22 protein-coding genes and 1 tRNA gene are annotated in these 25,772 nt (G+C 36.9%); 14 read left to right on the forward strand and 9 right to left on the reverse strand.

Translation table 11 applies throughout. The features are described from left to right. Positions 1 to 133 precede the first annotated feature (133 nt). From AC6EJA_RS06850 to AC6EJA_RS06860, 3 genes are all read left to right on the forward strand, one after another. Positions 134 to 1,165, forward strand: coding sequence for an aspartate-semialdehyde dehydrogenase (locus AC6EJA_RS06850; RefSeq protein ID WP_498501922.1), 1,032 nt, complete (start codon positions 134 to 136; stop codon positions 1,163 to 1,165). Continuing rightward, on the forward strand, positions 1,162 to 2,070 hold the full coding sequence (gene dapA, locus AC6EJA_RS06855) for a 4-hydroxy-tetrahydrodipicolinate synthase (RefSeq protein ID WP_498501923.1): 909 nt from the start codon (positions 1,162 to 1,164) through the stop codon (positions 2,068 to 2,070). The genes AC6EJA_RS06850 and dapA overlap by 4 nt, the downstream gene beginning before the upstream one ends. 78 nt (positions 2,071 to 2,148) lie before the next feature. Beyond that, complete coding sequence (locus AC6EJA_RS06860) at positions 2,149 to 4,161, forward strand: ribonuclease J (protein WP_498501924.1); 2,013 nt, start codon at positions 2,149 to 2,151, stop codon at positions 4,159 to 4,161. 2 nt (positions 4,162 to 4,163) lie between these two features. Here AC6EJA_RS06860 and tilS read toward each other — a convergent pair whose 3' ends face one another. Further along, positions 4,164 to 5,156 (reverse strand): tRNA lysidine(34) synthetase TilS, encoded by a 993-nt coding sequence (gene tilS / locus AC6EJA_RS06865; protein WP_498501925.1) that lies wholly within the window; start codon positions 5,154 to 5,156, stop codon positions 4,164 to 4,166. A 108-nt stretch (positions 5,157 to 5,264) separates the two neighbouring features. Here tilS and AC6EJA_RS06870 point away from each other — a divergent pair, with 108 nt between their 5' ends. Together AC6EJA_RS06870 and uvrB are read left to right on the forward strand one after the other, a co-directional pair. Beyond that, the gene (locus tag AC6EJA_RS06870) at positions 5,265 to 6,032 is read left to right on the forward strand and encodes a DUF561 domain-containing protein (protein WP_498501926.1); all 768 of its coding nucleotides are present in this window, start codon (positions 5,265 to 5,267) and stop codon (positions 6,030 to 6,032) included. An 85-nt stretch (positions 6,033 to 6,117) separates the two neighbouring features. Continuing rightward, positions 6,118 to 8,157 (forward strand): excinuclease ABC subunit UvrB, encoded by a 2,040-nt coding sequence (gene uvrB, locus AC6EJA_RS06875; RefSeq protein ID WP_498501927.1) that lies wholly within the window; start codon positions 6,118 to 6,120, stop codon positions 8,155 to 8,157. Here uvrB and AC6EJA_RS06880 read toward each other — a convergent pair whose 3' ends face one another. Together AC6EJA_RS06880 and holA are read right to left on the reverse strand one after the other, a co-directional pair. Beyond that, entirely contained in the window at positions 8,158 to 9,930 is a 1,773-nt protein-coding gene (locus tag AC6EJA_RS06880; protein WP_498501928.1) for an aspartate kinase, read from the reverse strand. A gap of 50 nt (positions 9,931 to 9,980) precedes the next feature. Continuing rightward, complete coding sequence (gene holA / locus AC6EJA_RS06885) at positions 9,981 to 10,958, reverse strand: DNA polymerase III subunit delta (RefSeq protein WP_498501929.1); 978 nt, start codon at positions 10,956 to 10,958, stop codon at positions 9,981 to 9,983. Between the two features lie 90 nt (positions 10,959 to 11,048). Here holA and AC6EJA_RS06890 point away from each other — a divergent pair, with 90 nt between their 5' ends. Continuing rightward, positions 11,049 to 11,681 carry a precorrin-8X methylmutase gene (locus AC6EJA_RS06890; protein WP_498501930.1) on the forward strand — a complete coding sequence of 211 codons (633 nt, stop codon included), beginning with the start codon at positions 11,049 to 11,051 and terminating at the stop codon, positions 11,679 to 11,681. 12 nt (positions 11,682 to 11,693) lie between these two features. Here AC6EJA_RS06890 and mutS read toward each other — a convergent pair whose 3' ends face one another. After that, positions 11,694 to 14,432, reverse strand: coding sequence for a DNA mismatch repair protein MutS (gene mutS / locus AC6EJA_RS06895; protein WP_498501931.1), 2,739 nt, complete (start codon positions 14,430 to 14,432; stop codon positions 11,694 to 11,696). 156 nt (positions 14,433 to 14,588) lie between these two features. Between mutS and psbZ the strand changes: the two genes are divergently transcribed. The 3 genes from psbZ to AC6EJA_RS06910 all read left to right on the forward strand — a co-directional run bounded on the left by psbZ (position 14,589) and on the right by AC6EJA_RS06910 (position 15,469). Beyond that, entirely contained in the window at positions 14,589 to 14,786 is a 198-nt protein-coding gene (gene psbZ, locus AC6EJA_RS06900; protein ID WP_498501932.1) for a photosystem II reaction center protein PsbZ, read from the forward strand. A gap of 56 nt (positions 14,787 to 14,842) precedes the next feature. Then, complete coding sequence (gene ribH / locus AC6EJA_RS06905) at positions 14,843 to 15,319, forward strand: 6,7-dimethyl-8-ribityllumazine synthase (RefSeq protein WP_498501933.1); 477 nt, start codon at positions 14,843 to 14,845, stop codon at positions 15,317 to 15,319. Positions 15,320 to 15,397: 78 nt separating this feature from the next. Then, a tRNA-Gly gene (locus tag AC6EJA_RS06910) sits at positions 15,398 to 15,469 on the forward strand. A 153-nt stretch (positions 15,470 to 15,622) separates the two neighbouring features. Here AC6EJA_RS06910 and AC6EJA_RS06915 read toward each other — a convergent pair. Next, positions 15,623 to 16,087, reverse strand: coding sequence for a GNAT family N-acetyltransferase (locus tag AC6EJA_RS06915; protein WP_498501934.1), 465 nt, complete (start codon positions 16,085 to 16,087; stop codon positions 15,623 to 15,625). Between the two features lie 168 nt (positions 16,088 to 16,255). Here AC6EJA_RS06915 and secA point away from each other — a divergent pair, with 168 nt between their 5' ends. After that, on the forward strand, positions 16,256 to 19,093 hold the full coding sequence (secA, locus tag AC6EJA_RS06920; RefSeq protein ID WP_498501935.1) for a preprotein translocase subunit SecA: 2,838 nt from the start codon (positions 16,256 to 16,258) through the stop codon (positions 19,091 to 19,093). 12 nt (positions 19,094 to 19,105) lie between these two features. Here the strand turns inward: secA and cysE are convergent, their stop codons facing one another. The 4 genes from cysE to miaA all read right to left on the reverse strand — a co-directional run bounded on the left by cysE (position 19,106) and on the right by miaA (position 22,517). After that, positions 19,106 to 19,852 (reverse strand): serine O-acetyltransferase, encoded by a 747-nt coding sequence (gene cysE, locus AC6EJA_RS06925; protein ID WP_498501936.1) that lies wholly within the window; start codon positions 19,850 to 19,852, stop codon positions 19,106 to 19,108. Between the two features lie 12 nt (positions 19,853 to 19,864). Beyond that, positions 19,865 to 20,854: a GntR family transcriptional regulator gene (locus tag AC6EJA_RS06930; protein ID WP_498501937.1), complete on the reverse strand. Its 990-nt coding sequence runs from the start codon at positions 20,852 to 20,854 to the stop codon at positions 19,865 to 19,867. Between the two features lie 100 nt (positions 20,855 to 20,954). Next, a complete protein-coding gene (gene infC, locus AC6EJA_RS06935; RefSeq protein ID WP_498501938.1) occupies positions 20,955 to 21,563 on the reverse strand; it encodes a translation initiation factor IF-3 in 609 nt (202 codons plus the stop codon). A gap of 45 nt (positions 21,564 to 21,608) precedes the next feature. Beyond that, positions 21,609 to 22,517 (reverse strand): tRNA (adenosine(37)-N6)-dimethylallyltransferase MiaA, encoded by a 909-nt coding sequence (gene miaA / locus AC6EJA_RS06940; protein WP_498501939.1) that lies wholly within the window; start codon positions 22,515 to 22,517, stop codon positions 21,609 to 21,611. Between the two features lie 164 nt (positions 22,518 to 22,681). Between miaA and gyrB the strand changes: the two genes are divergently transcribed. From gyrB to AC6EJA_RS06960, 4 genes are read left to right on the forward strand one after another with little or no spacing between them, the layout of a single operon-like run. Beyond that, the gene (gyrB, locus tag AC6EJA_RS06945) at positions 22,682 to 24,658 is read left to right on the forward strand and encodes a DNA topoisomerase (ATP-hydrolyzing) subunit B (protein ID WP_498501940.1); all 1,977 of its coding nucleotides are present in this window, start codon (positions 22,682 to 22,684) and stop codon (positions 24,656 to 24,658) included. Next, positions 24,658 to 24,996 (forward strand): SH3 domain-containing protein, encoded by a 339-nt coding sequence (locus tag AC6EJA_RS06950; protein ID WP_498501941.1) that lies wholly within the window; start codon positions 24,658 to 24,660, stop codon positions 24,994 to 24,996. The genes gyrB and AC6EJA_RS06950 overlap by 1 nt, the downstream gene beginning before the upstream one ends. Continuing rightward, positions 24,989 to 25,396: a fluoride efflux transporter FluC gene (locus AC6EJA_RS06955; RefSeq protein ID WP_498501942.1), complete on the forward strand. Its 408-nt coding sequence runs from the start codon at positions 24,989 to 24,991 to the stop codon at positions 25,394 to 25,396. The genes AC6EJA_RS06950 and AC6EJA_RS06955 overlap by 8 nt, the downstream gene beginning before the upstream one ends. Next, a complete protein-coding gene (locus AC6EJA_RS06960) occupies positions 25,386 to 25,739 on the forward strand; it encodes a fluoride efflux transporter FluC (protein ID WP_498501943.1) in 354 nt (117 codons plus the stop codon). Before AC6EJA_RS06955 ends, AC6EJA_RS06960 begins: the two co-directional genes overlap by 11 nt. The last annotated feature ends 33 nt before the right edge of the window (positions 25,740 to 25,772 follow it).

A 25,772-nucleotide genomic window follows, 5' to 3' on the forward strand; every position in this document is an offset into this window, starting at 1 on the left:
CAGTTAAACTTTATAAAGGTAATGTGATCAAAAAAACTTTAAAGTCTTTATTTATTAATTTAAATCAGCATAAGAATCACGATCCCTCACCGTTCAAAGAGGATTTTCCTAAAACAATTTTTGCCAAAAAAGCTTGGAAAAACTACCTTTCTTACCAAATCGACCTCTTAAAGTTGCAGTTCTTGGCTCAAGTGGTGCAGTTGGACAAGAATTGCTTGATTTAATTCAGGAAAGATCATTTCCAATTGATGAATTGCGTCTATTGGCGTCCTCTCGTTCTGCAGGGAATATCCAATCTTTTATGGGAAAAGATCTTGTTGTCCGAGAAGTTACTGAGAGTGAGTTTGATGGTATTGACTTAGTTTTTGCATCAGCAGGTGGTTCAGTCTCAAAATTTTGGAGAAACATAATAAATAACAAAGGCGCTCTGATAATTGACAATTCAAATGCCTTCAGAATGGCACCCGATGTTCCATTGGTAGTGCCGGAGATTAATCCAAAGGATGCTTTTAATCACAAAGGTCTGATCTCAAATCCTAATTGCACAACTATTTTGCTTTCTCTGGTTTTAGGCCCACTAGGAAAAAAATTTCCTTTAAAACGAATTGTTGTCTCAACCTATCAGTCTGCTAGTGGCGCAGGAGCACGAGCAATGGAGGAATTGAAATCGTTAAGTCAAGACCTTTTAAATGAAAAAATTACCCCAAGCAAAGTCCTCCCGTATTCGCTTGCGTTTAATTTGTTCCTTCATAATTCTCCAATTGATAAGAATAAATATTGTCAGGAAGAAATGAAAATGATTAATGAATCCAGGAAAATACTTAATAATCCTGAATTAATGTTAACAGCTACATGCGTTCGAGTACCAGTACTTAGAGCCCATTCTGAGTCTGTTAATATTGAATTTGAAGATGAATTTGATATTAATGAAGCTATTAAAATATTAAATAATGCACCTGGAGTTCGAATAATTGAAGATAGCGAAGATAATAGATTTCCTATGCCAATTGACGTTACTGGTCAAGACGATATTGCTGTTGGAAGAATTAGAAAAGACTTGAGTAATCAAAATGCTATGGAACTTTGGTTGTGTGGAGATCAAATCCGAAAAGGAGCGGCTTTAAACGCAATCCAAATTGCTGAACTTTTAATTCCCAAATTATGACTGATTTAAATAATTCTTCTGAGATACTTTTTGGTAGATTATTGACCGCTATGGTGACCCCCTTTGGGGCTAATGGTGAAGTTGACCTAAGGCTTACTGCCAAGCTCGCTTCTCATCTTGTTCTTGAGGGATCTGATTCGATTGTGGTATGTGGAACCACGGGTGAATCTCCCACTCTAAGTTGGAAAGAACAACTGTTAATCCTGGAGACTGTAAAAGATGCGGTTTCCTCTGATGTGAAAGTTTTGGCTGGTACAGGGAGTAACAGTACGGCTGAAGCAATAAAGGCTACTAAGGAGGCTTATGCGGCAGGTGCTGATGGTGCCCTTGTTGTAGTGCCCTACTACAACAAGCCACCTCAAGAGGGTTTGGAAGCTCATTTTCGCGCAATTGCAGAATCTACTCCAGAATTTCCTTTGATGCTTTACAACATCCCTGGACGAACAGGTTGTTCACTAAAGCCCGATACGATGAAGTTATTGATGGATTGTCCCAATATTGTTGCTTTCAAAGCGGCAAGTGGATCTGTTCTTGAAATAACAGATCTAAGATTGCAGTGTGGGCAACAACTTTCAATCTATAGCGGTGACGATGCACTTCTTTTGCCCATGCTTTCAGTAGGAGCTGAGGGTGTTGTAAGTGTTGCCAGTCACATCGTTGGACCCAAAATAAAACAAATGATTCAGGCTTATCTCAGCGGGCAATGTAAGCTAGCTATTAGTTATCACGAGCAATTACAGCCCCTTTTTTCGGCTTTATTTGCAACTACTAATCCAATACCTGTTAAAGCAGCTCTTGAATTAACTGGTTGGCCAGTGGGTTCTCCACGAAGTCCCTTACCTCCACTCAGCTTTGAAATGAAAAAAGACTTAAAAAAAGTTCTTGCTTCCCTCTCTTTAATTTGATTTAAAAGTTCTTTTGAATTTTCTCATTTTCTTTCTCTTTCCTCTCAACCAAATTTAGTTTTTCGCGTAATTTTTCTCATGACATCAAGTTCAATGAATTCAACCAACATAAAAGTTTCATCAACTGGAACTGGCAAAAATAATAAGCCTTGCTTAAGAATTATCCCCCTTGGCGGCTTGGGAGAGATTGGGAAAAACACCTGTGTTTTTGAGTATGGAGATGACATCATGATTGTCGACGCTGGACTGGCCTTCCCAACAGATGGCATGCATGGCGTCAATGTAGTAATGCCTGATACCACTTATCTAAGAGAAAACCAAAAAAAAATTAGAGGTATGGTTGTTACTCACGGTCATGAGGATCATATAGGAGGCATCTCGCATCATCTCAAAAACTTTAATATCCCAATTATTTATGGACCTCCCTTAGCAATGGCAATGCTGAAAGGAAAAATGGAGGAAGCTGGTGTTGCTGATAGATCAACCATTCAAGCTATGGGACCAAGAGACGTTGTTAAAGTTGGCCAACACTTTTCTGTTGAATTTGTTCGAAATACCCATTCAATATCTGATAGCTTCTCATTCGCAATTACCACTCCTGTTGGGGTTGTCTTCTTTACTGGCGACTTTAAATTCGATCATACGCCTCCTGATGGAGAGCCAAGTGATTTGTCGAGAATGGCTTATTACGGAGATAAAGGTGTCTTATGTCTACTGTCAGATTCTACTAACTCCGAGGTACCAGGTTTTACTCCCTCTGAGTACTCGGTGTTTCCAAATCTAGATAGATATATTGCAACGGCACAAGGGAGAGTAATGCTTACAACTTTTGCAAGTTCGACTCACCGCGTAGCAATGATTATTGAATTGGCGATGAAAAATGGGCGTAAGGTTGGATTACTTGGACGCTCTATGCTCAATGTTGTAGGCAAATGTAGAGAATTAGGTTACATGCGTTGCCCAGATGATCTTTTCTTCCCAATTCGCCATATCAGAGATCTTCCCGATCGCGAAACACTATTATTAATGACAGGAAGTCAAGGTGAGCATATGGCGGCTTTGAGTAGGATTTCTCGAGGAGAGCATCAACATGTTCAATTAAAAACAACTGATACTGTAATTTTCTCTGCAAGCCCAATTCCTGGGAACACAATTTCAGTAAGTCATACGATTGATAGGTTAATTCGCCTTGGAGCAAAAGTGGTGTATGGAAAAGAACATGGTATTCATGTTTCAGGGCATGGTTGCCAAGAAGATCAAAAGTGGATGCTCGGCCTTATTAAACCAAAATTTTTCATACCTGTTCACGGTGAGTACAGAATGCAAGTATTGCATGGAAAAACTGCTGTTTCTATGGGAGTCCCACCTGAAAATGTCCATGTCATGCAGAATGGAGATGTTGCTGAGTTAAGGCCAGATTCTCTAATCCAGGCTCAACCTGTTAAATCAGGAGTTGAACTTCTTGATGGATCCAGAACAGGGATTGTCGACGATAGAGTCCTTGGTGAAAGACAAAAACTGGCTGAGGAGGGATTGGCAACAGTTTTGGCAGCAGTTAGTACTGATGGTGTCATGGTTGCTCCTCCTAGAGTAAATCTTCGAGGCATTATCACTAATTTAGATGCAAAAACAATGTCTCTCTGGACAGAAAGAGAAATTAATTGGGTACTTGAAAACAGATGGAAACAGCTAACGGTACAGAGCGCCTCCAAATCAATAGAGGTTGATTGGATAGGCCTTCAAAGAGAAATTGAATCTGGATTGGCACGTAGGATGAGGCGTGAGCTACAAGTTGAACCATTGATCTTGTGCTTAGTCCAACCGGCTCCTGCAGGTACTCGGGCATATAAGCCTTCGCTAGAGGATATCCCTGTAAGTAAAAAGACAACTGATGGTCCAAAGACAACAACTAGAAGTAGCGTAAATGAACAGAGAAAGAATCAAATCACAACTAAAGATCAATCTGTCAGCGCTGCTGCAACGTCACAGACAATCAAAACAGGTACAGATTCGGATAATCTTAAAAAAGAATCTGACTCAGAAGCACCTACTGGTAGAACTCGTCGTCGTAGATCGGCAGTTACCTCTTAAAGTTATATCCTCTTTTTGATATTTATATATTCTTTGGTCCATTCAACAAAGAAATCATTTTTCAAATTTCTTTCCCCGTTCTTTGTTGGTTTGGAAATGTCATGAATCATCTCATTAAGAGAGTCTGTAGTGTAATTTTTTATTTGATGTTTATTTAACCAATTTGCCGCTAATAATAGTTTTAATGAATAATTTAGATTGTTGAATTTTTCTCGTTTTAATCCTTTCTTGTCTGAGATGCTCTCAAGAACCATCTTTGCAAGGGTTCTAATGTCCTTGTCATAAATGGAAATACGTTCAGACAAATCAGAAATTCTTTTAGTGCAGCCTTTATGCAGGTTTTCAAGTATGGGTAAAACCTCATGACGTATTTTGTTTCTCTTAAGGTCTAGATTTGAGTTTGTGGGATCTATCCAAACAGGGATATTGAAATCTTCACAAATTTGCTTAGTCTCCTCTCTATTGAACAACAGCATAGGCCTTACTAAGTCAAATTTCTGTTCAAGATGTCTTTCCTCTTTCAAACTTCCCAATCCCTTTAAATCGGAGCCTCTTGCAAGATTAAGTAATAATGTTTCTGCTTTGTCAGTAGCAGTATGAGCTGTAAGTATTTTAAGGCATGCAATATCCCTGTTTTGATTACTGATTAAGCTGGCTTTAGCAACTAGTTTCTCATATCTCCAATTTCTAGCTGAGTTTTCAGTCTTGATTTCTCCCTTCGATGATTCGCTCACAAAAAATTCTAGATTTTTATCTGAAAACCATATTCTCAATTCATCTGCAATTTGACTGGACTGGTCATGCCATTTGTGATCGCCATGCCAAACATAGAGTTTCCATTGATGGACTTTTTGAAGATCTATCAAAAGTTTGATGAGCGCCATTGAATCTTGTCCGCCTGATACAGCGACAAGTAATCCCGAATTGTTTGGTAAAAATTGCCTAGATCTCGTAAGTTTCTTTTGTAAACGTTGATGCCATGAACTTAAGGACATTTCATTGATAGATATTGAGTTGTTTTTCTTGAGGTAGAGACCCTTTTCTTATTTTGTTAGTTTTTCTCCTTAAAGAGTGCCAAAATTAGATTATTGATTCGTAATTTGATGTCTCGTTTAACCAATTTGCCAATTTCACTTGAAAGAAGTCTTCGCCAAAGCTCACTTCTAAAGGTTATTTCAGGTTTGGATAATTTTGAAAAAACCAAGGTTGAAAAGGTTGCAAAAGCCTCCTCGATAGGTGGAGCGAATTTGTTGGACGTTGCATGCGATCCTGATTTAGTGCGACTAGCAATTAAAAGTTCTGAACTTCCCATATGTGTGAGCTCTGTTGATCCACATTCTTTTGTTCCCGCAGTACAAGCTGGCGCAACAATGATAGAAATTGGTAATTTTGATTCTTTTTATAAAAAAGGAAGATATTTTGATCAGAAGGAAGTTTTAGCTCTGACTGAGCAGTCACGCTCTTTACTGCCGGACGTCGTATTGTCCGTAACAGTCCCTCATACACTCCCATTGGATGTTCAAGAGCAATTAGCCATAAATCTTGTTGAGAGAGGTGCAGATATTATTCAGACTGAGGGTGGAACTAGTGCAATCCCCGACACAGCTGGATCATTAGGTTTAATACAAAAAGCTGCACCAACTTTGGCAGCAGCGCATGTGATTTCAAAGGCAATTGCTAAAAGTAATAGTTTTGTCCCAATTATTTGTGCATCTGGATTGTCCTCAGTGACTATCCCCATGGCTTTTGCCGTGGGTGCATCTGGCGTTGGAGTTGGTTCTGCCGTTAATAAATTAAGTACTGAAATTGAAATGATAGCGGCAGTTAGAGCTTTGAAAGAATCAACCTTACAAACAACAATTAGAGCTTAAGACGTACAAAAATCAAGAAAATTCCATAAGATTTGTTTTTAGCATTGAATCCTCGATTGGCTGAGAAATCTGCGATATTAGTTAAATGTCTTTTTATAAACTTCACTCTCCTTATAGTCCAAAAGGCGATCAACCCAAAGCCATAACACAATTAGTTAATGGCGTTAATGCTGGAGAGCAGTATCAAACTCTTTTGGGAGCTACCGGAACTGGTAAGACCTTTACAATAGCAAATGTAATTGCTCAAACTGGACGGCCAGCACTAGTTCTAGCGCACAATAAGACTCTTGCTGCACAACTATGTAATGAATTGAGGGAGTTTTTTCCGAAAAATGCAGTTGAATATTTTATCTCCTACTACGATTATTATCAGCCTGAGGCTTACGTACCTGTAAGTGATACCTACATAGCAAAAACATCTTCAATTAATGAAGAGATTGATATGCTGAGACACTCTGCCACTAGATCATTATTTGAGCGTAGGGATGTTATTGTTGTTGCTTCAATAAGTTGTATTTATGGTTTAGGGATACCGAGTGAGTATCTTAAAGCATCTGTAAAATTCGCCCTAGGAAAAACAATTGAAATTAGATCCACTTTGAGATCTTTGGTTAATAATCAATATAGCCGTAATGATATAGAGATTTCACGCGGAAAATTTAGATTAAAAGGAGATGTTTTGGAAATAGGCCCAGCATATGATGATAGGTTAGTTCGAATAGAACTTTTCGGTGATGAAATTGAGGCAATAAGATATGTTGATCCAACTACAGGTGAAATTTTAGAAAGTCTTGAAACGATAAATATTTATCCAGCCAAACATTTTGTTACACCCAAAGAGAGGCTTGATTTAGCTCTTTCAAATATAAAAAAAGAACTTAAAGATAGGCTATCTTTTTTTAATGAAGAGGGAAAATTGCTTGAGGCGCAAAGATTAGAACAGAGAACAAAGTATGATTTAGAAATGCTGCAAGAAGTTGGCTATTGTAATGGAGTTGAGAATTATGCACGACATTTATCAGGCAGAAATCAAGGGTCACCTCCTGAATGTTTAATTGATTATTTCCCCGATGATTGGCTTTTAGTAGTTGATGAGAGTCATGTAACTTGCCCACAACTTTTAGCAATGTATAACGGTGATCAGTCGCGAAAAAAAGTTTTAATTGATCATGGATTTAGATTACCCAGCGCTGCAGATAACCGTCCTCTTAAAAGTGAAGAGTTTTGGGAAAAAGCAAAGCAAACTCTTTTTATCAGCGCTACTCCAGGTGATTGGGAATTATCTAAAAGTTCTGGAGCAATTGCGGAGCAAGTGATTCGCCCAACTGGAGTTCTTGACCCTCGTGTGGAAGTTAGACCCACAAAAGGTCAAATTGATGATCTCCTTGGCGAGATAAATAAGAGAGTTAAGAAGCAAGAGAGAATTTTAATAACAACTTTGACGAAAAGAATGGCCGAAGATCTTACTGATTTTTTATCAGATAATGGCATAAGAGTGCGATATCTTCATTCAGAAATTCATTCAATAGAAAGAATCGAAATCATACAAGATTTAAGAGTGGGAGAATATGATGTATTGGTTGGAGTTAATCTTCTTAGAGAAGGATTGGATTTGCCGGAAGTATCATTAGTTATAATCCTTGACGCTGATAAAGAAGGTTTTTTGCGTGCAAAAAGATCTTTAATACAAACCATAGGGAGAGCAGCAAGACATGTAAATGGAGTGGCTATTTTATATGCAGATAATATGACTGAATCTATGATATTTGCTATCGATGAAACTCAACGAAGAAGAGAAATTCAGATTAAATATAATCAAGATCACTCTATTACACCTAAACCTGCTGGTAAAAAACCTAAAAATTCAATTTTATCCTTTTTAGAATTATCAAGAAGATTACAAAGCGAAAATTCAAATGATCAGATTTTACAAATAGCAGATCAAACAATTGATGAACTCAATGAGAATGATAACTCAAATCTAAGTTTAGATGAATTGCCCGATATTATTGTATCTTTAGAAAAAAAGATGAAACTAGCAGCAGAAGAATTAGACTTTGAAAAAGCTGCTAATCTAAGAGATCGAATAAAAAAAATAAGAAAAAAATTATTAAATGGGAATTAACTATTGACTTTCATTTTTTCCTAACCTGAAACATTCATGAACAACATTTAATGCAACTACACCATCACTTTCTTTTACTAAGCATGTGGTTCTTATTTCACTGGTAGCTATCATTTCAATATTTATTTTTGATTCTGCTAAAGCCCTGAACATTCTTCCTGCTGTGCCAACTGTATGTGGCATTCCAGATCCAACGGCGCTAACTTTTGCAATGGATGGACCATCTTTAATTTCGGAATTACCCCATTTTTTTAATAAAAACTCTAAAGCTTCCCCAGCTTTTTTCCTATCTTGTTTTTTTAGCGTGAAACTAATATCTTTACTTCCGTCTTGATGCTTTCTTTCTGATTGAACAATAGTATCAAGAGTAATTCCAGATTCAGCTAATGCTGAAAAAATTGCTGCTGCACTTCCTGGATTATCTGGAACTTTTCTGACACTTACTTGTGCTTGATCTGGATCTATTGCAACGCCTCTTACTTCGGGGTCATTATTTGCTAATATTGAAGGATTTATCTTTATTTGTTTATCATTAAGTTCAAAAGTTTCACTAACAGCTCTTATCGCTTTTTTGCCAAATTCAGCATCAATTACGCAGCTTACTTTTACTTCACTTGTTGCAATTACTCTTACATTGATTCCAACTTTCGATAATGTTTCAAATAAGTTTGCAGCGACTCCCGGCCTACCCATAATTCCAGCCCCACTAATGCTGATCTTTGACATATTTGTTTGTAATGAAAGTATTCCACCAAGCTCATTCACTAATAAGTTACATATTTCCTTAGCTTTTTTTGATTCTTTGTTTGCCACGGTAAATGTAATATCATTACTTTTTTCTTCAGGAAGAGATTGAATAATTAAGTCAACATTTACTCCTCCATCAGATAAAGCTTCAAATAAATTTGCTGCAACACCAGGCTTATCAGGTATGTGAGAAAGTCCTATTACTGTTTGCCCATCAACAAGCTCAAGTCCATCAACAGATTTAATGTGCTCTAAACCTAAGCTATTTGAAGTAAATAGGTTCTTTCTGCTTGTGAGAGTAGTCCCTGGAAGATCCTCCCAACTGGACTTCACCTTAAGCTTAACCCCATAATTTCGCGCTATTTCAACTGCTCTCGGATGTAATACCTCAGCTCCTAAGCTTGCAAGTTCAAGCATTTCATCACAACTTATCTGTGCCATCAGTTGTGCATTAGATACTTTTCGCGGATCACTAGTAAGGACACCTGGGACGTCGGTGTAAATTTCACAGACTTCAGCTCCTAAAGCTGCTGCTAATGCGACTGCGGAAGTATCTGATCCACCTCTCCCAAGTGTTGTGATTTCTTGAGTACCTTCACTACTTAAGCTTGTCCCTTGAAATCCTGCCACAATCACTATTAGGCCTTTATTTAAAAGTGATTTGATGCGATCTTTTTTGATTTCTAGAATCCTCGCTTTCCCATGAGACGATTCGGTAATTATTCCAACTTGGCTACCAGTCATTGATATTGCAGGAATTCCTAAATGATTCAGTGCCATACTTAGGAGTGCAATTGTTACTTGCTCTCCAGTAGCAAGGAGCATATCCATCTCTCTTGGGGGTGGGTTCTGATTAATTGAGAGAGCAATATTATTTAAGTCGTCTGTTGTTTTTCCCATGGCCGATACAACAACTACTAGATCATTACCAAGTTCTTTCGTGGCACAGATTTTTCTAGCGATTGATTGAATTCTCTCGACTGAGCCTACTGATGTACCACCAAATTTTTGTATTAACAAACTCATTAATTTTTTATTTTTATGATATTAATTATTTCATTTACTAGGAAAAAAAATCAAAAATGTGTCAGAAGACCGTCTTGAAATGCATGCATAGGGTTTGTTCCTCTTTTTAATGAGACTTCAATTTCAAGAAGTTGACTCAATAAATTCAAAAAATTCTTTGACGGTATATCTTTAATTTGCTTCTGCATAAAATAAATTCTTTTTGGATTCGCAATTCCTGCTGCTTTAGCGATAAATCCAATGTCATTTTGATTTTGCTTGGTTAATAGGCTGACCCATAAAAAAGCTCTTATTTGGGTGGTTAGTGAGGCAACTATTTTTAGTGGTGGTTCTCCAGAATCAATTAAAGCACTTATTTTTGATAATGCTTCGCCAATATTGTTTTCAATCAGATGTGTACCAACTTCAAGTGAATTTGTTGATGTCGATCTGATTAACGTTTTTATAGTTTCCAATTTAATTACTTTCGTTTTCTTTTGTGAATCTTTTTTTTCTTTTGCTTCTTCAAATAATCGAAGTTTTTCAATTTCTGATTCAATTCTCTCAGTGTCTATTCCTATAGCCTCTACTATGGCAATTGCTGCTTTTTCCTCTAATTCAACGTCTAAAGTTTTTGCGATGTTGTAAATGAGGTTTATTTTTCCACGTTCATCCCAAAAAGCAGGAAGAGAGAAACTTTTCTCATAAACAATTTTTTTAGATTTTAATTTTTGAAGGGCTTTGGTAGTTTTTAATCGACCATCCGGTTTATTTCTATTGCTTAAAATAAGGTGAGTATTTTCAGGAATTAAATCTAGAACTTCTTCAAATTTTTTCCCAATTTCGTTAGAACACCCATTGCAAAAAGAGCTGTTATTTACAAATACAACTCTTCCACCACTTCCAAATGGGGGGGTTCTTACCTCAGAAAAAATTTGGTTAATTTCCTGCATCTCTTTACCATCGAATTTACTAAGATTGATATTGCTCCAATTTGGATCAATAATATCTTTAATTAAATTCTCGATTGATCTATTTTTGGATGCCAAATTATCACCCCAAAATAAATGTATTGGCATTTACAAAAAACTACCTTTTGGAACCATTAGACAACCTAATTTATTCAATTCGCAAAATAAATGACATTAGATCATCCAATTTTTACTAAAAGTATTGAAATTATCAAAGGTAAACTGGGTGAGACAGGGCTGAATCCATTGCAGCAAGATGTTTTGGAGAGATTGATTCATACAACAGGTGATTTTTCCATCCAATCTCTTTTGAAATTTAGTCCTGGATCATGTCAATCAGCTCTTAAGGCTATTAAAGCTGGTGCACCAATACTGACTGATACAAATATGGCTAAGGCTTCGATTGCTCAAATGGCAAGCAGGACAATTAGCTCTCAAGTGAATTGTGTGTTGGATTGGGCGCCAGAAACTCTAAATGCTTCTGAAACAAGGACTTCACATGGGATGAAAAATGCATGGATAGAGCTCTCAAGTAAATTTTCCGGCAGCCAATCACCAATTGTCTTGATTGGAAGTGCACCAACTGGATTGGAGACCCTTCTTGATTTGGTTTCGGCAGGTTGTAATGTTCCAAGTCTAATTATTGGTATGCCTGTGGGTTTTGTTGGTGTTATTCAAAGTAAAGAGAGATTAGCTAAAACTAATTTGAATCAAATTCGAATTGATGGTAATCGTGGTGGGTCTGCATTGGCAGGAGCTACTTTGAATGCTCTTTTAAGAGCGTCAGTTTACAAAAGATAAGTGGAAATAAAACTATTTCATTGATCCATTCTTTTGAAGGTTTTCAAGAATACTCTTTGCTCTATTTACAACTTTTATAGGGACTCCTGCCAGTCTTGCCGCCTCTATTCCATAGCTTTTGTTGGAACCGCCAGGAATAACTTCATGTAAGAAAATTAATTCATCTCCTGTTTCTTCTACCAGCACTTGGAAATTTTTCACGTTAGACAATGTCTTTGATAATTGATTTAGCTCATGGTAATGAGTTGCAAATATTGTTCTACTTCTTATTGTTTTCGCAAGGTATTCACTAACCGCCCAGGCAATTGATAGTCCATCAAAAGTTGATGTTCCCCTACCTATCTCATCTAGCAAAACAATAGAATGTTCGGTTGCTTGATTTAGAATAAATGCGGTTTCAGACATTTCAACAATGAAAGTTGATTGACCGGCCGAAAGATCGTCTACAGCACCCACTCTTGTAAAAATTCGATCTGCGATAGTTATTGAGGCTTTTTCTGCGGGGATCCAACTACCAATTTGAGCAAGTAATTGCACTAAACCTATTTGTCTGAGATAGCAACTTTTGCCACTTGCATTTGGTCCTGTAAGAACGATTAGATCAAATGTTTGACCGATATTAATGTTGTTTGGTTGAAATTTTTTCTCGGAAAGTATTTGTTCGACGACTGGATGCCGACATTTAGAGATATTATTTATTTTGGTATCATTTTTATTTGCTTCAAGTATTTCTGGCATTGAATAAGAATTAGTGGCAGCGATTTCTGCCAAGCTAGCCAAACAATCAATACCTGCAATGGCTTTTGCTGCTTTGCGTATTTCAAAGGCATGTTTGCCAACTTCTAGCCTTAATTCGCAAAATATCTCGTATTCTCTTTGAGCTGCTCTAGCTTTAAGTTGAAATATTTTACCCTCTCTTGCTTTTAAATCCGGGGTTATAAAACGCTCCTCATTTGCCAATGTTTGCCTTCTTATCCAGTGATCTGGTACTGAATTGGCTTTAGATTTGGTTACTGATAAGAAGTAACCAAATGTTCTGTGATACTGAATCTTTAGATTGTTTATATTACTTCGTTTTCTTTCAAGTATTTCTTGGTTTTTCAGCCAATCATCTTGATCATCAAGTTGATTTCTTAACCCATCAAGTAATGAATCTATTCCATCATTAATAATACCCCCTTCTGTTAAACCTAAAGGTTGATTATCAATCAAATAATTATCTATTTTTTCACCAATTTTTATTAATTTTGGATTGATTTGTTGAATAGAAATCAACCATTTAGGTGAATTATTCGAAATATTTTTTATCAGTTTTGATAGGCTTGGTAATCTAAGAAGTCCATCTGAAATTGCAGCTAAATCTCTTCCACTGGCATGGCCTGCTCCCGCTCGCCCCGCCAATCTCTCTAAGTCGCCCATTGATCTTAATGATTTTCGAATGTCATTTTTCAACGAACTTGCCTGAACTAGTTTTGTGACAATATTTTGTCTAGAAATTATTTGGCTTTTATTTGTTAAGGGTGCCTCTAACCATCTCCTGAGACATCTCCCACCCATTGATGTAAGTGTTCTATCAATGGCCCATAATAATGAGCCTTGAAATTGCCCATCTCGTTGAGTACATGTAATTTCCAAATTCCTTCTTGTTTGTGCATCAATAATTAATACTTCGTTGTTGGAGAGGATTTTAGGAGGTTCAAGTGGGATATGTTTCTCCTCTGCATTATCTTCAAAAGAGGGATTTGTTTGATTGATATAATTTACTAAACCACCAGAAACCCGTAAAGCTCTGGGATATTCATGAAGACCCAATCCATTTAGAGTACTTAATTTGTAATGCTTTTTTAACGATGATTCTGCTTCTAAAGTACTAAAAGGTGTTTTCTCAACTTCGGTTAAATTTATATTTTTTGGACACCATTGAAAATTTTCTTTGCCTTTAGTTTCTGCACAAATTATTTCTGATGCTTCTGTTTTCATCAATTCTTGAAAAAGTGATTCATTATTATTGCCCTCTTGAACGATAAATTCTCCTGTGCTGACGTCTACGCTTGCTATTGCCCAAAGCAAATTAGTCTCATTTACTGATTTTTCAATTAATACAGCGCTCAACCAGTTGTTTTTTCTTGCTTGAAGCATCCCCTCTTCAATTATGGTTCCTGGGGTAATAATTCTTGTTATGCCTCTTTTAATATGTGATGAGCTTTTGTTTAAGGCGTTTTCAAGTTGATCGCAAATTGTGATTGAAAATCCTTTTTGAACAAGTTCTGCACAATATTTTTCAGCTGCATGATGAGGAATACCTGCCATTGGCACTCTCCCAATTTTCTTTCCAGCTTCTTTTCCAGTGAGTGTGATCTCAAGATTTTTTGAGAGTTTAATAGCATCCTCAAAAAAGCACTCGAAAAAATCACCCAATCGGTAAAGCAGAATTCTCTCAGGATCATTTTTTTTTAGTTCAACGTAATGCCGTAATACCGGGGTTAACTCATCAATATTGACAAGAGAATGATGAGACCAATCGTTTTCTTTTTGATTTGCATCTTGACTTTCAAAACCATTTATTTGCCAATTAAGGCTATTTTTTGATTTTTTTGATTCTCTTGGTCTATTTAGAGCATCTAGCTGGAGCTCCTCATTAGAAATTTCTTCACTTGGAGAATTCGTTTTTCCCTTCCAAGAACTCTTTTGAGATGACTCTTCTACAGGTTCACCAAACAAGCTGCCTTGAATTGAATTCTGGGCAGCCATTTAAATTTTCTACCAAAGTATTTAAGGCATAGTAAGGGCAAAAATTAATTTTGCATGTGAAGCCTCGCGACAACTCTTGATTTCCAGAACAAAAGATGCATGTAACATGTGAAAATATCTGATATTCAGAGTTTTAGCTCCAAATTCACGATTGCCATGCAAGCCATTAGCTTCATCCTCGCAAATGCCCTCCTTTTCGCATCTCTAATATTGGTAGTGGGCGTACCAGTTCTTTACATGACTCAGACAGATCCATCTGATAGGAGAAATGGAGAGATTAGAAAAATTGAAATCATTGGAGGAGTTTGGTTCCATTTGGTTCTAGCAAATGGAGCTATTGCTGCTTTAGTTTGAACTTAGGCAAACCTTGTGCGAAGGTTGTATTAGTCAGCTATCAGTAGTTTCGAAATATGGTTAAGTTTGAAGGCCGTTTCACTAACTCATCTGCTCTGAAGGTGGGTATTGTAGTTGCTCGATTTAATGATTTAGTTACAAGTAAACTGCTTTCAGGATGTCTTGATTGCCTTTCAAGGCATGGCATTGATATCTCAGAAGAAAGTTCTCAGCTCGATATCGCTTGGGTCCCAGGCTCATTTGAACTTCCAATAGTTGCTCAAAAGTTAGCAAAAACAAATCGTTATGACGTTTTAATCACTTTGGGTGCCGTCATAAGAGGTGACACTCCTCATTTTGACGTAGTTGTAGCTGAAGCCAGTAAAGGAATTTCGAATGTTGCTCGAGAGACGGAGATACCTATCGTTTTTGGAGTTCTAACAACCGACAATATGCAACAAGCTCTTGAAAGAGCAGGAATTAAAAATAATTTAGGTTGGAGTTATGCCCTTCAAGCTATTGAGATGGGATCGTTGATGGGGGAAATCAGTTGATACTGTATCTAAAAAGTAATTGACCTTTGTACCTGTTCTAGGGCATGCTAATCCTGTAGATCATTGAAGTTAGTTTTTGCGGATGTAGCTCAGTGGTAGAGCATCTCCTTGCCAAGGAGAATGTCGAGAGTTCGAATCTCTTCATCCGCTTTTCTCAAAATTTGTAGATTTATCAATTAGATAATTATATTTGTATTAATCTATTAAGTTTATCGTTTATAGTTTATCTAATTTAGAGTAATACTCAACTTGATTTATTAACTTCAACTTTTTGAATATCTGAGGATCATTTGTAGATTAAATTTATTTATTTGGATTTAATGTTACCAGTAATTGTTGATTTTTAGATACTCTAAAGCCCATTTGCTTATAGAAATCTGAGCAATTAGTAGTCATTAAGTATACTCTCTCCGCCTTTTTAATTGCAGGAGTTTTTAAAATAGCCTCTATGAGAATTTTACCCAGCCCAATCCCTTGACAATCATCAGCAATGACTACGTCCCATAAGACTGCTCTAAAAATCTTATCGCTAGTAGCTCTACCAAATCCAATCAGTCTTTTGTTTTCCCATAAACTTACAACAACTGTACTGTTTTTTATCATTAATCTGAGTGAATTTTTTTTTCTATCGGCCGCCCAAAAGGTGTGCTCAGTTAAAAGTTGCTGTAGTTGATTGAGGCCTCTTGATGGAATTAAAGAGGGCCCCAAACCAAAAAGTCTTAACCCAGGAGCACCTCGAGCATGTTTGATAATAGAGATATCAGCCATTTGATCTAATTTGGCAAGTTTTTGAAATAGATTAATTCTTAATGGAATGGGTTTTGCGGTTTGGTTTTTTAAATTAAGTAACCTAGATCAGTTTTGGCGGATAATTCGGTAGAGTTTCGTGCTAATTAAAAGTTATTCTTATAAGTACAAACGTTTATAAATTGTTAGATGCTCAAGCAACTGCTGGGTGACCCTAATGCCCGCAAGCTGAAGCGGTTTTCTCCTTTGGTAACAGACATAAATATCCTTGAGGATGACATTTCACCATTGAGTGATGATGAATTGAGGATGAGAACTGCAGACTTTAGACAGCGTCTGGAGAAGACCAATTCCTTCGGAGAGCAGCAAGAACTTCTAGATAAGCTTTTGCCAGAGGCATTCGCAATAGTCAGAGAGGCCTCAAAACGTGTCCTAGGGATGAGACATTTTGATGTTCAGTTAATAGGAGGAATGGTTCTTCATGAAGGCCAAATCGCCGAGATGAAAACCGGAGAGGGAAAAACTTTAGTTGCAACACTTCCAAGCTTCCTTAATGCTTTAACAGGAAGGGGAGTTCATGTAGTAACTGTTAATGATTATCTAGCTAGAAGAGACGCTGAATGGATGGGCCAGGTTCATCGTTTTCTAGGACTAACTGTTGGATTAATTCAACAAGAGATGAGCCCCCAGCAAAGAAAGAGTAATTACGGATGTGACATAACTTATGCAACTAATTCTGAATTAGGTTTTGATTACTTACGAGATAATATGGCAGCGGATATTTCGGAAGTCGTACAAAAGGATTTTCATTTTTGCGTAATTGATGAAGTCGATTCAATTTTGATTGATGAGGCTAGAACTCCGCTTATTATCTCAGGACAAGTTGAGAGGCCTCAGGAAAAATATGAAAAAGCTGCAGAAATAGTTTCAGCTTTATCTAGAGCAGCAGAAATTGGAAAAGATGGGATTGATCCTGAAGGAGATTATGAAGTTGATGAAAAACAACGAAGTTGCACCCTTACTGATGAAGGTTTTGCGAAAACGGAAGACCTCCTGAAGGTCAATGATTTATTTGATCCAAAAGATCCTTGGGCTCATTACATTACAAATGCACTAAAAGCAAAAGAACTCTTTACAAGGGATGTCAACTACATCGTAAGGGATGGTGAGGCAGTGATTGTTGATGAATTTACTGGTCGAGTAATGCCTGGGAGAAGATGGAGTGATGGCCAGCATCAAGCCATTGAGGCCAAAGAGGCACTTGCTATTCAACCTGAGACACAGACACTGGCATCAATCACCTATCAAAATTTTTTCTTGTTATATCCACGTTTGTCAGGCATGACAGGTACTGCCAAAACAGAGGAGGTTGAATTTGAGAAAACATATAAACTAGAAACTACTGTCATCCCAACTAACAGAGTTGTCGCAAGGCAAGATTGGGTTGATCAGGTTTACAAAACAGAAGTTGGTAAATGGAAGGCAGTTGCCAAAGAGACTGCTGGTATCCATAGAGAGGGCCGACCAGTACTTGTTGGAACAACAAGTGTTGAAAAAAGTGAATTACTGAGTTCACTTCTCTCCGAGGAAAATATTCCCCACAATCTTTTGAATGCTAAGCCAGAAAATGTCGAGAGAGAAGCTGAAATAGTTGCGCAAGCTGGCCGAGCTGGTGCTGTAACTATTGCGACAAATATGGCTGGTAGAGGAACTGACATCATTCTTGGTGGGAATAGTGACTACATGGCTAGGCTTAAATTGAGGGAGGTTCTCATCCCTCGACTTGTGAGACCTGAGGAAGGACACCAACCTCCCAAGCCTCTTCAAAGAATTAATGAACAAAAGGAGGGTTTTGAAAATTCAATTGGGGATATTAGAGAAACTCCTAAAAAGACAAAACCCAAATCACAAAAAAGCCTTTACCCATGTCAGTTAACAGCTGAAACAGATGATCACCTTAGAGATTTGGCAAAAAGGCTTGTGAAAAGTTGGGGCGACAGAACCTTAACTGTTATTGAACTTGAAGATAGGATTGCAACGGCTGGAGAGAAAGCCCCCACAGATGATTTAGAAATAATGGCTTTAAGGGAAGCAATAGAGAAAGTGAAAAGCGAATATGATGTTGTTGTTAAGCAAGAGGATACAAGAGTTCGAGAAGCAGGAGGGCTTCATGTAATTGGAACCGAGCGACATGAATCTAGACGAGTAGATAATCAATTGAGAGGTAGGTCTGGAAGGCAGGGTGATCTAGGTAGTACTAGATTTTTCTTATCTTTGGAAGATAATCTTTTGAGAATTTTTGGAGGTGAGAGAGTTGCCTCATTAATGAATGCCTTCCGAGTAGAGGAAGATATGCCTATTGAATCTGGAATGCTTACCCGTTCACTTGAAGGTGCTCAAAAAAAGGTTGAGACTTATTATTACGACATAAGAAAGCAAGTCTTCGAGTATGACGAGGTTATGAATAATCAAAGAAAAGCTGTTTACTCTGAAAGACGAAGAGTTCTCAAAGGGAGTGAGTTAAAGAAACAGGTTATTGGTTATGGAGAAAAGACTATGGACGAAGTTGTTGAAGCATATGTTAATCCTGATCTTCCCCCGGAAGAATGGGATGTTGATCAACTTCTAAGTAAGGCAAAAGAATTTGTATATTTGCTTGAGGATTTAAGACCTGAGCAACTAACTGGCCTGAATATTGAGGAGTTGAAAGCATTTTTACAAGAACAACTTCGCAATGCTTATGACCTTAAAGAGGCACAAATTGAGCAGACAAACCCTGGCATGATGAGAGAAGCAGAGAGATTCTTTGTTCTACAACAAGTTGATACTTTGTGGCGTGAACATCTTCAGGCGATGGATGCACTTAGAGAGTCTGTAGGACTAAGAGGTTATGGACAAAAAGATCCCTTAATTGAATATAAAAATGAAGGCTATGATATGTTCCTTGATATGATGACAAACATGAGAAGAAATGTTATCTATTCAATGTTTATGTTCCAGCCAGTGTCAAAAGAATCCAAATCCTAGATTCCATTTTATCTATATAGAGTAATCATTTTCTCCAAAAAACTCAATGATCTCTTTATCTTTGAGATTTTGCGCTTTGCCTGGTGAAATACCTTTTGGTATTTTCCCTTCTTTAACATCATCTAGATATTCTTGATAAGAATTAAGTTGATTCTCCAGGTAATCTATCCTCTCCATCAAGTTAAGTATCACATCTGCTTCAGTATCCGGTAATGCAGAATGCGCCAATGGGTTAATTCTCACTCCACTTTTATGAACAACTCTTCCAGGGATTCCTACTACAGTGCTTTCGGCTTCAACATCTTTTACTACCACTGAACCGGCTCCTATTCTAGTATTTTGTCCAATCTGTATTGCACCAAGTACTTTTGCACCAGCTCCAATTACCACGTTTTCTTCTAATGTGGGATGTCTTTTCCCAAGCTCTTTACCAGTTCCACCAAGTGTCACCCCTTGATAAAGTAAGCATCTATTTCCAATTTCTGTTGTTTCTCCAATAACTACTCCCATTCCATGATCTATAAATACTCCGCGACCAATTTTGGCACCTGGATGAATTTCGATTCCAGTAAATGCTCTAGTTAATTGACTTATTAAACGAGGTAGTAATGGAACTTTTAATCTCCATAGTTTATGACTTATCCTGTGTATGACTAATGCATGAAAGCCGGGGTAACATAAAAGTATTTCAAAAAAACCTCTTGCGGCAGGATCTCTTTCTTTAATAATTTCAAGGTAGGAAGAAATAGATTTAAGCATTTTTAAAAGAGATTAATTTGTAAGACCAATTTCTTTCTTTAAATGTTGAATAGTTGATTCACTTAGATAATTTTCAGCACAATGAATTTGAGGCATTCTTATTAGTTGAGATCGATTCTGTCTAAGCGTATGTTCAACTACTGGTAGACTGGGACTGTCACAAAGCACGTGACTTGCTGCTCTTAATAAAGCAATTAGTCTACTTCCTACATCTGGATTGGCTGTCATAAGAAGTAAATCATTCCCTCTCATGCTGTGGAGAATTATTTGTGCAGCTCTAAGAATTCCTGGGCTTATGCTTACTATTCCTACACAACTGCCGGCTCGAAGTTCTTTAAGCATTGTAAGTTCTTTTTTAAAATCGCTTAAATCAACCGCAATTGCTCTGACACTGTACCTTTTTGCAAGTTCCTCAAGAGGTTGAAGAAAGTAACGGCTAGTTACGACAGTGCCATTATTTGAATTTTCAAGAATATTTTCCAGTTCCTCCATTGGGACAACTTCCACTGGTACCTCCAAGTGAGGTGCCAATTCTTCCGCTATTAGCATTGATGCTCCAATATCCTCTCTGGGAGTGCTAACTAATACTCTGGCGCCACATCTTAACCTCCAATTAATTTCCTGAATGAAAAGGTCTCTTGTTTGCTGAAGAGTACATCCTGCATTTAAAAGTGAATCAACATATTTTCTAACCTCTTGGTCAATATCTTTAACCTCTCTATTCTTAAAATTTACGCCTGAGGCTCTAAGATCTCTTTGTTTTTGTTGATCCCTTACGTAAATACCTGATCCTGCAATTGCTTCAACTACTCCATCTGTCTCCAGTTGCCGATATACCTTGCTGACTGTATTTCTGTGTAAACCAGTTTGCATAGCGAGTTGTCTCGTACTCGGAAGTCTGTGCCCAGGGGGATAATGTCTAGCTGCTATTGCAAAACAGATTTGGTTATACAGCTGACTAGACGCTGGTATTTCGCTCTCTTGTTGTATATGGAATCTCAATTCAATAGGCTTCACTTTCTTGAGGCTACAATAATTTAAATTTTGAAAAGTGACAATTCGATCTTTGTCCTAAAGAAAAATCTTTTAAAATATTATCTCGCTAGTCAATTGTTCTAACTGCTCGAGATTGACTTTGATCTTTATTTTCTTTTTTGACCAATGGGGTTTTTCTTGGAGATAGGAACATAATCATATTTCTGCCTTCTCGTTTTGGTGACTGCTGAACCTCTGCTTGTTCTTCAAGATCATTTGCCATTCTTTTTAGTAGGGTCTCAGCTAAGTTTGTGTGTTGAATTTCTCGGCCTCTGAATATAACTGTGCATTTAACTTTATCTCCAGACTTTAAAAAACGAGTTGCTTGACCAATTCTGACCTCATAATCATGTTGGTCAATTTTGTATCTCATTTTTACTTCCTTAACTTCTGTCTGGTGCGACTTTTTCTTTGCTTCTTTTGCTTTCTTTTCTTGTTCAAATTTAAATTTGCCATAGTTCATAATCCTACAAACTGGAGGATTTGCTTTTTCGCTAACTAATACAAGATCAAGTTCTCTGTCTATGGCAACTTCAAGAGCTTCATCTCGAGTAATTACTCCGAGTTGTGACCCATCAGCATCAACCACTCGAAGTTTTGGATACTTGATGCGATCGTTTATGTTTGGAAGTTCCCTTTCAGGGGCGCGGCGATCAAAACGAGGACGTGGTGGCATTCAGTTTGTTTAAGAACCTTGGGAGAAAAAAGAATAAAAATTAATCTATTTAATTAACCTTATCGCTTTTTGAATCAAATTTTTTGATTCATCAAAAGGATTTTGGTCATTCAACCATATTGGCGAATGTTGGTTTTTGAACCAAGTGCGTTGTCTTTTAGCGAATTTCTTGGTTCGCTGTGTTGTTATGGCAATTGCTTCAGGCGTTTTCATTGTACCTTTGATAATACACAATGCTTCTTCATAGCCGATAGTTTTTAATAGAGGCAGACACTCTCCGTAGCGATTGATCAATTTCTTTGTTTCTTTTACTAAACCATTTTTATACATATCTTTTGTTCTACTGATTATTCTTTGATCAAGATCACTCGGATTTAAACCAAGTTCAAGTAGATGCCATTTTGGTGGTTTAAGAGTTTGTTGCGAGCTGATTGGTAATCCTGTTGTATAAAATACCTCCAAAGCTCTTATAGTTCTGGATGAGTCAGATTGAGAAATTTTTTTAGCTGAAATTGGGTCACAACATGAAAGGATTTGATGCCGTTCAAATTGCTCAATTTTTTCAAATTGATTTCTTAAAAAATTTTGTGCTGATACTGCTGGCGGCTGTAAGCCATGGGTTATTGATTTTATATAAAGTCCGCTTCCACCAACTAACAAACCCATGTTTTTTGATCTAAAGCTTTGTGAAAGTGATTGGGTTGCTTTTTCTCTAAATTCATGAATCGTTAGCGGGTTATTTGGATATGCAATATCAACTAGATGATGCCTAATTCTTTTTTGTTGGGCTTTTGTTGGCTTTGCCGTACCAATATCCATTCCAAAATACATTTGCCTGGAATCTACGTTATTGATGTTTAATTCAAAAAACTCAGCTAATTCAATTGCAAGGTTTGTTTTTCCACTGGCTGTTGGTCCAAGAATTGAAATAACTAGAGGTTTTTTATGATCCATGATTTTATTTTGGTTTTTTTTGAAAATTCTGCTCAATAAAAATTTTATTAATTTAGTTTTAGGATTTATCCGAGACTTTATGGAGCACTGGTGGTAAGTTGAGCTCTCAAGGTAGCTTCTACATGTATTCGGAGAACTACTGATTTTGGCTTTTGCTTACCCATATGAGTAAGGATTCTGGTGCCACAAAAATAGATGCTGCTTATGGTGCTGAGCAGATTCAGGTTCTTGAAGGCTTGGAACCTGTAAGAAAACGTCCAGGTATGTATATAGGCTCGACTGGGCCAAGGGGATTGCATCATCTTGTTTATGAGGTTGTTGATAATGCTGTAGATGAAGCTTTAGCTGGTCATTGTGATCAAATAATCGTGATTTTAGGTAAAGATGGCTCTGCTTCTATTACCGATAATGGACGAGGCATACCAACTGATGTACATCCAAGAACAGGTAAGAGCGCATTAGAAACTGTACTGACTGTTCTTCATGCAGGGGGGAAATTCGGAAGCGGCGGATACAAAGTTTCTGGCGGTCTTCATGGTGTTGGTGTATCCGTGGTGAACGCATTGAGTGAATGGGTAGATGTAACTGTAAAAAGAGAGGGGAAATTACATTTTCAAAGATTCGAGAGAGGTAATGCTATTGGGAAGCTTAAATCTACAAGTCAGTCAAAAGAAGATGGTCAAACTACAGGAACTACTGTTTGTTTTAAGCCAGATCAAGAGATCTTCACTGGAGGGATTGTTTTTGATTATGCAACTTTATCTTCAAGACTAAGAGAATTAGCTTACTTAAATGGTGGAGTAAAAATTATATTTAGAGATGAAAGAAACTTAGAGAATAAGTCTGAAGATGTTTTCCATGAGGAGATTTATTTTTATGAAGGGGGCATTAAAGAATATGTCGAATATATGAATTCTGAAAAAGATTCTCTTCACCCTGAGATTATTTATGTAAATTCAGAAAAAGATTCAGTTCAAGTTGAAGCGGCACTTCAATGGTGCGTCGATGCTTACTCAGATAGTATTTTGGGGTTTGCAAATAATATAAGAACTGTTGATGGAGGAACTCATATTGAGGGGCTCAAAACAGTATTAACTCGAACACTGAATGCCTTTGCTCGCAAGAGAGGTAAGAGAAAAGACGGAGACAATAACTTAGCAGGGGAAAATATAAGAGAGGGATTGACTGTTGTTTTGTCAGTTAAAGTTCCCGATCCAGAATTTGAAGGTCAAACGAAAACTAAATTAGGGAACACAGAGGTTAGGGGTATTGTCGACAGCTTAGTGGGAGAAGCTTTAAGTAAATATCTTGAATTCAATCCAGCTGTGATTGATTTAATACTTGACAAGGCAATACAAGCTTTTAATGCAGCAGAGGCAGCTAGACGAGCAAGAGAACTTGTTAGAAGAAAAAGTGTATTAGAAAGCTCAACTCTTCCTGGCAAGCTAGCTGACTGTAGCTCTAGAGACCCCTCTGAATCTGAAATTTATATTGTTGAGGGGGATTCAGCAGGAGGTTCTGCTAAGCAAGGACGTGATAGACGCTTTCAAGCAATTCTTCCTTTAAGGGGAAAAATACTTAATATTGAAAAAACAGATGATTCCAAAATATATAAAAATACTGAAATACAGGCTTTGATAACTGCATTGGGCTTGGGAATTAAAGGTGAGGATTTCGAATTAAAAAATCTTAGATATCACCGTGTTGTGATTATGACTGATGCTGATGTTGACGGAGCTCATATTAGAACTCTCCTTCTTACTTTCTTTTATCGGTATCAAAAGCAATTGGTTGAAGGTGGTTACATATACATTGCCTGTCCTCCTCTTTACAAAGTTGAAAGAGGCAAAAAACATAAATATTGCTACAACGAGTCAGATTTACAAAAGACTCTGGCTGGCTTTGGTGAAAAAGCAAACTATACAATCCAAAGGTTTAAAGGTTTGGGTGAAATGATGCCAAAACAACTCTGGGAAACGACTATGGATCCATCAACAAGAACCATGAAAAGAGTTGAAATTGAAGATGCTTTAGAGGCAGATAGAATTTTTACAATCCTCATGGGAGATAAAGTCGCTCCAAGGAGAGAATTTATTGAAACTCATAGCGTTGAGCTGGATATGGCATCACTAGATATCTAATGAGATCAACTAATTCTATCCTTGGCTGGTCTATCCTTTTATCTTTTGCTCTATTGGCCCCAATTACCCTTCCAGCTGGTGCTGGGGTCAATCTAAAAGAACTTCAAACGCGCAGATCAAGACTTCAAAATATTGTTTACGCGGGTAAAAAGTGCGAGTTGAGAGGATTTCCATCATCAAATTCCCACTTATTGAAAGTTATAAAAGTGGGAACTCCTCTTAAAATTTTAAGAATATGGATTGGTGATAATCATCAAAACTGGATGCAAGTAGGAATAACTTCCTCTGAATTATTGGATGATATTGATACGGTAAGAAAAGGTTGGATAAGTGTCTAATATAATTGAAAATTTTATAGGTATTTTTAATATATCAATTGGTGCAATTATTGGAGCGAATATTAGGTTTAGATTTTTAGAAATTTGGTCTAAAAGAATTAACAGATCTAGTTATGGAGTGGCTACGATCAATATAATTTCAACTTTTTTGTTTGGTCTTTTCCTTTCAATTTATTCAAATAAAATTATAGATTTTCAAGGATTTAAATTATTTTTTTTCGTAGGAGTATTCGGAAGTATGAGCACTTTTTCGACTTTTATTTTTGATCTATTCAAATTACTAAAAACTAAAAGTATTGTTGATTTTTTATTACTTTTGCTTATTACTCTTTTTCTTGGAATTGCTTTTGCTCATTTGGGCCTCAAGCTGGGAAACATCATTTTTCAAATTGAATTCTAAAACCAGAAATAACTTAGTTATTATTTTTTCTATTGCCTCCTTATTAGGAGCTTTTTTACGAGTTCAAATAGAAAGCACACTTGCAAGCAATTTTATTGGATCCTTTCTTGTTGGAATTTTAGGAGCAAGTGATTTAAAGAAAAAACAACAAATATTTTTTTGCAGTGGATTTTGTGCTTCTTTAACAACATTCAGTAGTTGGTTATTCAGCGTTTATCAATATATTATTGATGGCTATTTGATAAAAGCCTTTGTTTTATTGTTTACAACAATTATTTGGAGCTTGGGTTTTGTTTGCTTTGGTTTTTTTATAGGTTTGAAAATTAAACATCTCAAGACATAAATTATTCAAGTTTATAAAACGAAATCACATAAA

This window comes from Prochlorococcus sp. MIT2309, assembly GCF_059772305.1.

Coding starts and splice junctions, on each gene's coding strand:
- dapA (WP_498501923.1), top strand. CDS start 1,162: ATGACTGATTTAAATAATTCTTCTGAGATACTTTTTGGTAGATTATTG.
- AC6EJA_RS06860 (WP_498501924.1), top strand. CDS start 2,149: ATGACATCAAGTTCAATGAATTCAACCAACATAAAAGTTTCATCAACT.
- tilS (WP_498501925.1), bottom strand. CDS start 5,156: ATGTCCTTAAGTTCATGGCATCAACGTTTACAAAAGAAACTTACGAGA.
- AC6EJA_RS06870 (WP_498501926.1), top strand. CDS start 5,265: ATGTCTCGTTTAACCAATTTGCCAATTTCACTTGAAAGAAGTCTTCGC.
- uvrB (WP_498501927.1), top strand. CDS start 6,118: ATGTCTTTTTATAAACTTCACTCTCCTTATAGTCCAAAAGGCGATCAA.
- AC6EJA_RS06880 (WP_498501928.1), bottom strand. CDS start 9,930: ATGAGTTTGTTAATACAAAAATTTGGTGGTACATCAGTAGGCTCAGTC.
- AC6EJA_RS06890 (WP_498501930.1), top strand. CDS start 11,049: ATGACATTAGATCATCCAATTTTTACTAAAAGTATTGAAATTATCAAA.
- mutS (WP_498501931.1), bottom strand. CDS start 14,432: ATGGCTGCCCAGAATTCAATTCAAGGCAGCTTGTTTGGTGAACCTGTA.
- psbZ (WP_498501932.1), top strand. CDS start 14,589: ATGCAAGCCATTAGCTTCATCCTCGCAAATGCCCTCCTTTTCGCATCT.
- ribH (WP_498501933.1), top strand. CDS start 14,843: ATGGTTAAGTTTGAAGGCCGTTTCACTAACTCATCTGCTCTGAAGGTG.
- AC6EJA_RS06915 (WP_498501934.1), bottom strand. CDS start 16,087: ATGGCTGATATCTCTATTATCAAACATGCTCGAGGTGCTCCTGGGTTA.
- secA (WP_498501935.1), top strand. CDS start 16,256: ATGCTCAAGCAACTGCTGGGTGACCCTAATGCCCGCAAGCTGAAGCGG.
- cysE (WP_498501936.1), bottom strand. CDS start 19,852: ATGCTTAAATCTATTTCTTCCTACCTTGAAATTATTAAAGAAAGAGAT.
- infC (WP_498501938.1), bottom strand. CDS start 21,563: ATGCCACCACGTCCTCGTTTTGATCGCCGCGCCCCTGAAAGGGAACTT.
- miaA (WP_498501939.1), bottom strand. CDS start 22,517: ATGGATCATAAAAAACCTCTAGTTATTTCAATTCTTGGACCAACAGCC.
- gyrB (WP_498501940.1), top strand. CDS start 22,682: ATGAGTAAGGATTCTGGTGCCACAAAAATAGATGCTGCTTATGGTGCT.
- AC6EJA_RS06950 (WP_498501941.1), top strand. CDS start 24,658: ATGAGATCAACTAATTCTATCCTTGGCTGGTCTATCCTTTTATCTTTT.